Origin of the sequence: Micromonospora sp. NPDC047465, from assembly GCF_040643125.1 — a bacterium.
Lineage (GTDB): Bacteria > Actinomycetota > Actinomycetes > Mycobacteriales > Micromonosporaceae > Micromonospora.
Genome location: NZ_JBEYTP010000013.1, coordinates 148,056 through 157,917 on the forward strand (window position 1 = coordinate 148,056; position 9,862 = coordinate 157,917).

A 9,862-nucleotide genomic window follows, 5' to 3' on the forward strand; every position below is an offset into this window, starting at 1 on the left:
ACGCAGACGTAGGGTTCGCCCGGGGGCCATCATCTTGCCGCCGGACTCCTTCGAAACGGAAGAGAAACATGATGGCAACTCGGAGAAAACTGCTGGTCATGGGCGCCGCGGCCGCCACGGCGCTGGCGCTGGGCGCCTGCGGTGCCACCGCGGACAAGAACGAGGGCGGGTCCGGCGGCGACGGCGGACCCGCCACCGGACTGCGGATCATGGTGCCGAACACCCCCGGCGGCGGGTACGACACCACCGCTCGCACCGCGGCGAAGGTGATGGAGGACGCCAAGATCGCCACCGGGGTGCAGGTCTTCAACCTGCCGGGCGCGGGCGGCACCGTCGGTCTGCAGCGCATGGTGAACGAGAAGGGCAACGGCAAGCTCGCCATGCAGATGGGGCTGGGCGTGGTGGGTGCCTCGTACACCTCGAAGTCCTCGGCGACGCTCACCCAGACCACCCCGCTGGCCAAGATGATCGAGGAGGCCGGCGCCATCGTGGTGCCGAAGGACTCGCCGTACAAGACCATCGGCGACCTCGTCGCGGCGTGGAAGGCCAACCCCAAGGGCATCGCGGTCGGCGGCGGCTCGTCCCCCGGCGGCCCGGACCACCTGCTGCCGATGCAGCTCGCCAAGGCCGTCGGCATCGACCCCCGCCAGGTCAACTTCGTCTCGTACGACGGCGGCGGCGAGCTGCTGCCGGCCGTGCTCGGCGGCAAGGTCGCCTTCGGCGCCAGCGGCTTCGGCGAGTTCCTCGACCAGGTCGAGGCCGGTCAGATCCGGGTCCTCGCGGTCACCAGCGCGGCCCCGATCGACGCGCTCAAGGACGTGCCGACGCTGAAGTCGTCCGGCATCGACCTCGTCTTCACCAACTGGCGGGGCATCGTCGCGCCGCCCGGCATCAGCGACGCCGACAAGAAGGTCTGGATCGACGCGCTGACGAAGATGCACGAGTCGGACGAGTGGAAGGCCGAGCTGACCAAGCGGGGCTGGACCGACGCCTTCGTCACCGGCGACCAGTTCGCCACCTTCCTCACCGAGCAGGACAAGTCGGTGGCGGACCTGCTCGCGCAGCTCGGCCTGGCATGACCGGCATGACCACCCGACCGGAACGGGGCGGCGACCCGCCGCCCCGCCCGGGCACCACCGACGGACCGGTCACCGCGCCGGTGCCGGGCCAGCCGACCGGTCCGGACCCGGTCACGGCGGGCGGGACGCCGACGGTTCCCGGCCCGGACGTGGCGCCCGTGCCAGCGGCGGGACGGCTGGGCGCGGCGCGTACGCCGGTCGGGCCGGCGGAGCCCGCGGCCGTGCCGGGCGGTCCCGCCCCGGCCGACGCGGAGGTCGGGGCGGGACCGGCGGCGACGCCCCGTCGCGACCGGGCCCAGTACGCCGTCTGCGCCTTCCTCGCCCTCGTCGGCGCGCTGGTCCTCGTCGACGCGGCCCGCACCGGGCACGCGATCAGCACCGCCGACCCGATCGGCCCGAAGCCGGTGCCGATCCTGCTCGGGGTGCTGCTGCTGATCGTCGCCGCGATCTACGCGGTGGACGTGGCCCGTGGCGGCGCCGGGGAGCCGGAGGCCGGCGAGGACGTCGACCTGACCACCCCGATCGACTGGCGGACGGTGCTGCTGCTCATCGGCGCGTTCGGAGTCAACGCGGTGCTCATCGACCGGCTGGGCTGGGTGATCAGCGGGACGCTGCTGTTCTGGGGTTCGGCGTTCGCGCTGGGCAACCGGCACCACGTGCGCAACCTGCTGATCTCCGTCGCGCTGTCGTTGATCACCTTCTACACGTTCGCCATCGGGCTCGGCGTGAACCTGCCCGCGGGCGTGCTGCAAGGGATCCTCTGATGGACAACCTCGGAAACCTGCTCGACGGGTTCGCCAACGTGGTGACCCCGATGAACCTGCTGATCGCGCTGCTCGGGGTCACCATCGGCACCGCCGTCGGCGTGCTGCCCGGGATCGGCCCGGCGATGACGGTGGCGCTGCTGCTGCCGGTCACCTACGGAATGGAGCCCACCCAGGCGTTCATCATGTTCGCCGGCATCTTCTACGGCGGCATGTACGGCGGCTCGACCACCTCGATCCTGTTGAACACCCCGGGCGAGTCGTCCTCGGTGATCACCGCGATCGAGGGCAACAAGATGGCGAAGGCGGGCCGGGCCGCGCAGGCTCTCGCCACCGCCGCGATCGGCTCGTTCGTCGCCGGGACCATCGCCACCCTGCTGCTGGTGGTGGTGACCCCGCCGGTCGTGCAGTTCGCGATCAGCCTCGGCGCGCCCGACTACTTCGCGCTGATGCTGCTGTCGTTCGTGGCGGTCACCGCGGTGCTCGGCGCGTCCCGGGTACGCGGCTTCGCCTCGCTGCTGATCGGCCTGGTCATCGGCACGATCGGGATCGACGCGGTGAGCGGCCAGCAGCGGCTCACCCTGGGCATCCCGCAACTCGCCGACGGCATCGACGTGGTGGTGGTGGCGGTCGGCATCTTCGCCGTCGGCGAGGCGCTCTGGATCGCCGCGCACCTGCGCCGCCGCGCCGCCGAGGTGATCCCGGTCGGACGGCCGTGGATGGGGAAGCAGGACTGGAAACGGTCCTGGAAGCCGTGGCTGCGCGGCACCGCGTACGGGTTCCCGTTCGGCGCGCTGCCGGCCGGCGGGGCGGAGATCCCGACGTTCCTGTCGTACGCCACCGAGAAGAAGCTGACGAGGCACCCGGAGGAGTTCGGCCGGGGCGCGATCGAGGGCGTCGCCGGGCCGGAGGCGGCCAACAACGCCTCCGCCGCCGGCACGCTGGTGCCGATGCTGGCCATCGGCCTGCCCACCAACGCCACCGCCGCGGTGATGCTGGCCGCCTTCCAGCAGTACGGCATCCAGCCGGGCCCGCTGCTCTTCGAGCGGGAGTCGGGCCTGGTGTGGACGCTGATCGCCAGCCTCTTCGTGGGCAACCTGCTGCTGTTGGTGCTCAACCTGCCGCTCGCGCCCGCCTGGGCGCGGCTGCTGCGGATCCCCCGCCCGTACCTCTACGCCGGGATCCTCTTCTTCGCCTCGATGGGCGCGTACGCCGTCAACGCCCAGCCGTTCGACCTGTTCCTGCTGCTCACCCTCGGCCTGCTCGGCTTCGGCATGCGTCGCTTCGGGCTGCCGATCCTGCCGCTGATCGTCGGGGTGATCCTCGGCCCGCGCGCCGAGTTGCAGGGCCGGCGGGCGTTGCAGCTCTCCGGCGGCGAGCTGCACGGCCTCATCGGCGGCTGGGTGTCCTGGACGATCTACGCCGTGGTCCTGGTGGTGCTGCTCTGGCCGGTGCTCGGCCGCTTCGTCGCTCGACCTGTTCAGAAAAGGCTGGTGACCCGATGACCGTGCTGGTGGGGTACGTCCCCTCGGCCCTCGGTGAGGCGGCCCTGCGGGCCGCCGTGGAGCAGGCCCGGTTCCGCGACGAGCCGGTGCTGGTGGTGAACACGTCGCGCGGCGACGCCTACGTCGACCCGCGCTTCGCCCAGGAGGACGACCTGGCCCGGGTGGTGCGAGAGTTGACCGCCGAGGCGGTGCCGCACACTGTCCGGCAGCTCATGCGCGGGCGGGACGCGGCCGAGGAGATCGCGGAGATCGTCGACACCGAGGAGATCTCGCTGGTGGTGATCGGCATCCGGCACCGCACCCCGGTGGGCAAGCTGATCATGGGTTCGACCGCACAGGAGATCCTGCTTCGGGTGCCCTGCCCGGTGCTCGCGGTGAAGGCCGACTGAGTGGAGTGCCGTCCACCGTTCACGGGGACCCCGGGCTGACCGGGGTCCCCGTGCGTACCCAGACGGGTCTGCTGCTCGCCCACACCGTCGTGGTGCAGGCGGTCACCTTCATGCTGCGCCCGGCGTCCGCGTACCGGGCGCTGGACCTGGACGTGCCGGCGGCCTGGCTCGGCGTGCTCGGGGCCAGCTTCGCCGTCGTGCCGCTGGTGCTCGCGGTCCCCTCCGGCCAGGCGGTCGACCGGTTCGGCGAACGCCGGATCGTGCTGGCCGGCTCGGGTCTGCTCGTCGCCGCCGGCGCCTGCTTCGTGCTGTTCGCCGACTCGGTCGCCGGCCTGGTCGTGGCCAGTATGGTCCTCGGCACCGGTCACCTCTTCGCCGTGGTCGGCCAGCAGGCGCTGGTCGCCAACCGCACGGCGGCGGACCGGTACGACACGGCGTTCGGCTACTACACCTTCGCCGCCTCGCTCGGTCAGGCGTTCGGTCCCGGCCTCATCGTGGCCTTCGGCGGGGACCGCCCGATCCCGGACACCGGGGCGATCTTCCTCGGCGCCACCGCGCTCGCCCTGCCCCTGCTGGTCGCCGCCGTGTTCCTCCGTCCGTCGGCGCACCACCGGCAGGCGGCGGGGCCGGCCGCCGGCGGGCTGGGCGGTCTGCTCCGCCAGCCGGGACTGGTGCGTGCCCTCGCGGTCAGTTGCGTCGTCCTGGCGGCGGTCGACATCACCCTGGTCTACCTGCCCGCCCTCGGCGCCGAGCGGGGCATCGCCGCCGGCACCATCGGCGTGCTGCTGGGGTTGCGGGCGGTCGCGTCGATGGCCTCGCGGCTGCTGCTCGGCCGGCTGGTCGCCGCCGTTGGTCGGCGCCGGCTGCTCGTCGGCACCGTCGCGATCTCCGCCGCCGGTCTCGGTCTGCTGCTGCCGCCCCTGCCGCTGTGGGCGATGGCCGTGGTGGTCACGGTCTCGGGGTTGGGCCTGGGCGCCGGGCAACCGCTGACCATGTCGTTCCTGGCCGAGGCCGCGCCGCCGGGGCTGCGCGGCCGGGCGATGTCCCTGCGCCTCACCGGCAACCGGCTCGGCCAGGTGCTCATCCCGAGCGCCGCCGGCGCGCTCGCCGCCGGCGCCGGGGCGGCGGGCGTGCTCGCCTGCACCGCCGCCGGCCTGGCCGGCGCGGCCGTCGCCGCGACCGGCCTGCACCGGCCGCCCCCGGCAACCTGAGCGCGGCCCTCGCTCGCCGAGTGGGGAACTGCATCTGACGTGGACACCTGGACGACCACCGCCGGCGCGCCCACCTTGGCCGCCTTCCAAGATCACGAACACGTAAACGTCCTTCCCGGACACATCGACGGTGGTTACAGTCTCCGCCGTGAGGATTCCCTGGACTCCACGCGCGTTGCCGGCGGCGGCAGCTGAGGTTGCCGCCACATCGGCCGCGCGCGCATGCCACCGCTGAACGCGACCCTTCGACGCCGTGGCGTCATCGCGCATGCTCACGTACGCGAGGTTCGCCGGGCGGAGGCAGACAGCGCCAGACCGGCGCCGTGGTGGGCGCCTCACACTCCCCCATTGCCCGTCCCTCTATCCGAGAGGCACCCATGCTCAGCAACACTCCCCTGCGGCGCCGTACTCTGTTGGCCGCCGCAGCCGGCGCGGCATTCGCGCCCGTCGTCGCCGGCCAGGCCCGGGCCGCGATCCCCCGCGTCTACATCGACCCGGGGCACGGCGGCACCGACCCCGGCGCGGTCGGGAACGGCCTGCAGGAGAAGGCACTCACCCTCGACATCGCCCTGCAGCTGCGCAGCATCCTGCTGGCCAACTGGAGCGTCGACGTGCGGATGTCACGGACGACCGACGTCACCCGCAGCCTCACCTACCGCACCGACGACGCCAACGCATGGGGCGCCGACCTGTTCGTGAGCATCCACATCAACTCGGGCGGCGGCACCGGCTTCGAAAGCTACCGGTACCCGACGGCGGATTCGGCTACGGTCAACCTGCACAACGCACTGCACTCGAGGGTCCTCTCGGGCATGCGGACGATCAGTGGGGTCGCCGACCGGGGCCAGCGGACGGCCAACTTCCACGTACTCCGCGAGACCACCATGCCGGCGGTCCTCACCGAGAACCTGTTCATCGACACCGTCGCCGACGCGAACCTGCTCAAGCGGGCCGACTTCATCACCGCCACCGCCCACGGGCACGCCCAGGGCATCGCGCAGTACCTGGGGCTCGGCAGCACTCCCCCGCCCGCATACAGCACCATCGTGGACAACGCCACCGCGGGTCGCTTCAGCGCGAGCACCAACTGGGGCACGTCGACCTACTCGGCGCAGCGGTACGGAGCCGACTATCGGTTCGCCAACCCGGTGGCCGCGAGCGACGCGGCATGGTTCAAGGTCAGCATTCCGCAGTCCGGCAACTACCGCGTCGAGGTGCGGCACCCGGCGGACCCGGGCTACAACAGCGCGACGCCGTACGTGATCGTCACCGCGGCGGGAAACCAGACGGTGCACGTGGACCAGCGCACCAACGGCGGCGTCTGGCGTTCGATCGGCACCTTCAACCTCGCTGCCGGCGACCGCAACCTCGTCGGTGTGAGCCGTTGGAGCAGCGCCGGCGGATACGTGATCGCCGACGCGGTACGGGTCACCCGGGTCTGAGGCGCCGGCCTCAGCGTCGAGTGGGAGGGCGCGGCCCGTGCATGGTCACGCTCCGCGCCCTCCCTGGCGAAGTGATGTGTCGGCGTGGACAACGTGGGGCGGCCGGACCAGCTCCCGCGACGGCGGGTCTGCCGCCGTGCATCGCGAACCCGGTTGACGGGCAGGGAGGTCACGGCAGGACCTCCCAGGATCGGCTCGGTGGCTGTCCGGGCATGGCGACGCGGAGAGGTCCCGCAGCCGTCACACGGGGGTCCTTTCCTGTCCGGCGCGCGATGGCAGGAGGGTGGTGGAGACGGGATCCGGCACGCCTGCGGGGACGTTGACCACGCTGGACGGCGCGCCGTCGGCGGCAGGATGGGGTGCGCCACTCGCCTCGTCGCGTAGGAGGATGACGTAGGTGGTGGCAGCGACGGCGGCTGACAGCACGGTAACGAGTCCCAGCGGCGTGGCGTCGTCGGCGCCGGCGAGGCCCACCAGTGGCGCTGCCAGGCCGCCGAAGGCGAAGCGGGCGCATCCCAGCAGCGAAGATGCCGTACCGGCGATGTCGGGGTAGCTGGCGAGTGCGAGGGAGGTGGCGGGTGGGGTGGTCACAGCCACGCCGCTGACCATGGTGAGCAGCGAGAGGACCATCGCGACGAGGGACAGGTGGAGCACGGCGGTGGCGAGGAGGGCGCCCGCGCCGACAAGCGTCATCAGGAGACCGAGCACGAGTGTGCCTTTCTCCGACCACGACTCGGCGAGCCTGCCGGCGACGAAGCCGAACGCCATGAACCCGAGCGAGTTGAGGCCGAAAGCGAACGAGTATCCCTGCGGGGAGAGCCCGTAGATGCCCTGCAGCACGTACGTGGCGCCGCTGAGGTAGGCAAACAGGGCGGCGTTGACGAAGCCGGTGATCACCACTGTTCCGACGAACATCCGGTCGGAGAGCAACCGCCGGAAGTCCCGCCCGGTGTGCGCGACGCCACCGACGACGCGCCGGTCGGCGGGCAGTGTCTCCCGGAAGATCAGCATGGTGGCGGCGAGGATGACGGCGCCGACACCGCCGAGGAACAGGAAGATACCTCTCCAGTCGGTCAGCGAGGCGAGCTGTCCGCCGATGACGGGGCCGATGATCGCGGCGAGACCGCCGAGCACCGTCAGCCGGCCGTAGTACCGGACGAGTCGGCCGCCGGAGTAGAGGTCACGGCCGGCGGCCTGGGCGATGACGATGCCCACCGCAGCGGCGAGGCCCTGCACGAACCGGGCCGCGACCAGCAGCTCGATGGTCGGGCTCACCGCACACAGGACAGAGGTGAGCAGGTACGCGACGACACCGGCCAGCAGCGGGCGACGCCGGCCGAGCCGGTCGGACAAGGGGCCGGCGACGACCTGGCCGATGGCCAACCCGAGCAGGCACGCGGTGACGGTCAGCTGCGCGGCCGAGGTGGTTGCCCCCAGCTCGGTGGTGAGGGCGGGGAGGGCGGGCAGGTAGAGGTCCATCGAGATGGGGCCGAAGATGGTCAGCAGGCCGAGGACGACCGCGAGAGCCTTTCCGATGTGCTGTTCGCGCGTGGTCACCGATATTTCACTTCCTGGGTCAGAGGCTGTTATTGGTGCGGCGCCGCTTACCCCGACGTTGCGGCTCGCGGCCTGGGTCGAGGCGACCGTGGCTGCCCCCATGGGCACAACACGACGGCGTCCGAGCGGGTGGGGCACTCCACATGGCCCGCACTGTGCGGCTGGCCCGCGACCCGCGGGCCGTCCTGCCCTTTCCGGAGATCCGCGCGGACGCGTCCGATAGCGTCAATCGATTTCAAGGAAACCGTGCTGCGAGCCGATTGGGGAGTCCCTGGTGAAAGGCGTACCGACAGAACACCCTTCGGGCAGGCCCATGACCTACGGTCGCTGCCGGCCCGGGTGAGAAATAGGAACGCTCAATCTGCCCGCTCGATCGTCACCCGGAATCCGTCTGCCTGGCGGGCAATCTCGCCCCGACCGCCGTCGAAGCTTCCGATCCGCACGATGCCGTTCCAGTATTCGACGTCGCCGTAGTGGAGCACGAGGTTTCCATCGGGAACCCAGTAGCCGATTTCACCGGGCACCGGATCGTCCCCCTCGGGCACGTCCTGTACCGACAGATCGCGTGCGAGGGGCGACGTCTCCTCGTCCATGAGATCGCGGAAGGGCAGCTGATCCGGGAGATCCCTGGCCGTCGAGGTGTCGTTGAGCCGCCCGGTGAGCGTAATGCCACCGAATGTGATCCGAATCGGTGTACCGCGCGCCGGCGCTGCCGGCAGTTGCGTCGCGGCCCGGGGTGGCGCGGTTCGTCAGGGATTGAGGAGGACCATAATGGCCCGTCGCTCATCCATGGCCTTGTACCCCTCGGCGGCCTGTTCAAGGGGGAGACTGAGGTCGAAGACCTTGCCAGGGTCGATCTGCCGGTTCCAGATCAGGTCGATCAGGTCTGGCAGGAAACGGCGCACCGGTGCCGGACCGCCGTGCAGGTGCACGTGCGAGAGGAACAGCTCCTCGCCGGGCAGTTGGACATCGTGGGCCACACCGACGTAGCCGACGTGGCCGCCGGGACGGGTCGAGCGGATGGACGTCATCATCGACTCCTGGGTGCCGACCGCCTCGATCACCGAGTGCGCCCCGACGCCGTCGGTGACGTCCTTGATACGTGCGACACCGTCATCGCCGCGCTCGGTGACGATGTCGGTGGCACCGTAGTGAATCGCCAGTTCTTGACGGGGCTCGTACCTGCTCATCGCGATGATGCGTTCCGCGCCGAGTTGCTTCGCCGCCAGAACGGCGAGAAGACCGACCGCACCGTCACCGACCACCGCGACGGTCTTGCCCGGGCCGACCTCGGCGGCCACGGCGCCGAACCAGCCCGTGCCGAGCATGTCGGAGGCAGCGAGCAGATCCGGGATCAGGTCGTCCGAGGGAGTGTCGGGCGTGGCGACCAGGGTGCCGTCGGCCAGAGGGACACGCAGGTACTGGGCCTGGGCGCCGAGTCCGCCCACCGGTTCCCGCTGGATGCACGAGGTCTGGTAGCCAGCCCGGCAGATCAGGCAGGTGTTGTCGGAGGCGAAGAACGAGCCGATGACGAACTGGCCCGGCCTGATGTTCTCGACCTCGCTGCCGACCTCCTGGACGACGCCGACGTACTCGTGGCCCATCGGGGACGGCCCCCTGACCGCTTCGACGCCCCGATACGGCCACAGGTCCGAACCGCAGATACAGGTCGCGGACAGGCGAATGATCGCGTCGGTCGGAAGCAGGATCCGGGGATCCTCCCGCGTTTCCACGCGGACGTCGCCAGGGGCATGCTTGACATCCTCCCGGCCCTGGAGGGCCGGGATTCCCCCTGGTCGCCCGTAGGGTTTCCTGCTTCGTCGCCGACTGCCCGCCCGGAGGAACTCCGTTGAGGTCTTACATCAGCTCCACAGGCGTTTTACCTGTCCGCCAGCCCGGCGGCCAGGAGGTTTCT

Annotated in this window: 9 protein-coding genes; 6 read left to right on the top strand and 3 right to left on the bottom strand. The window is 71.1% G+C overall.

From position 1 onward, the window contains the following. The first annotated feature begins 71 nt into the window (after positions 1 to 71). From ABZ793_RS14970 to ABZ793_RS14995, 6 genes are all read left to right on the top strand, one after another. Entirely contained in the window at positions 72 to 1,079 is a 1,008-nt protein-coding gene (locus tag ABZ793_RS14970) for a tripartite tricarboxylate transporter substrate binding protein (RefSeq protein ID WP_357457061.1), read from the top strand. A gap of 5 nt (positions 1,080 to 1,084) precedes the next feature. Then, on the top strand, positions 1,085 to 1,843 hold the full coding sequence (locus tag ABZ793_RS14975) for a tripartite tricarboxylate transporter TctB family protein (protein WP_357457063.1): 759 nt from the start codon (positions 1,085 to 1,087) through the stop codon (positions 1,841 to 1,843). Continuing rightward, complete coding sequence (locus tag ABZ793_RS14980) at positions 1,843 to 3,348, top strand: tripartite tricarboxylate transporter permease (protein WP_357457065.1); 1,506 nt, start codon at positions 1,843 to 1,845, stop codon at positions 3,346 to 3,348. Before ABZ793_RS14975 ends, ABZ793_RS14980 begins: the two co-directional genes overlap by 1 nt. Then, a complete protein-coding gene (locus ABZ793_RS14985) occupies positions 3,345 to 3,737 on the top strand; it encodes a universal stress protein (protein ID WP_357457067.1) in 393 nt (130 codons plus the stop codon). Before ABZ793_RS14980 ends, ABZ793_RS14985 begins: the two co-directional genes overlap by 4 nt. Positions 3,738 to 3,787: 50 nt before the next feature. Next, positions 3,788 to 4,948: an MFS transporter gene (locus ABZ793_RS14990; protein ID WP_357457069.1), complete on the top strand. Its 1,161-nt coding sequence runs from the start codon at positions 3,788 to 3,790 to the stop codon at positions 4,946 to 4,948. Between the two features lie 377 nt (positions 4,949 to 5,325). Further along, complete coding sequence (locus tag ABZ793_RS14995; RefSeq protein ID WP_357457071.1) at positions 5,326 to 6,390, top strand: N-acetylmuramoyl-L-alanine amidase; 1,065 nt, start codon at positions 5,326 to 5,328, stop codon at positions 6,388 to 6,390. A 240-nt stretch (positions 6,391 to 6,630) separates the two neighbouring features. Here the strand turns inward: ABZ793_RS14995 and ABZ793_RS15000 are convergent, their stop codons facing one another. The 3 genes from ABZ793_RS15000 to ABZ793_RS15010 all read right to left on the bottom strand — a co-directional run bounded on the left by ABZ793_RS15000 (position 6,631) and on the right by ABZ793_RS15010 (position 9,680). Beyond that, on the bottom strand, positions 6,631 to 7,947 hold the full coding sequence (locus tag ABZ793_RS15000; RefSeq protein WP_357457073.1) for a multidrug effflux MFS transporter: 1,317 nt from the start codon (positions 7,945 to 7,947) through the stop codon (positions 6,631 to 6,633). 356 nt (positions 7,948 to 8,303) lie between these two features. Next, positions 8,304 to 8,666 carry a cyclophilin-like fold protein gene (locus ABZ793_RS15005; RefSeq protein ID WP_357457084.1) on the bottom strand — a complete coding sequence of 121 codons (363 nt, stop codon included), beginning with the start codon at positions 8,664 to 8,666 and terminating at the stop codon, positions 8,304 to 8,306. Positions 8,667 to 8,696: 30 nt separating this feature from the next. Then, on the bottom strand, positions 8,697 to 9,680 hold the full coding sequence (locus tag ABZ793_RS15010) for a zinc-dependent alcohol dehydrogenase family protein (protein ID WP_357457076.1): 984 nt from the start codon (positions 9,678 to 9,680) through the stop codon (positions 8,697 to 8,699). Between the last annotated feature and the right edge of the window lie 182 nt (positions 9,681 to 9,862).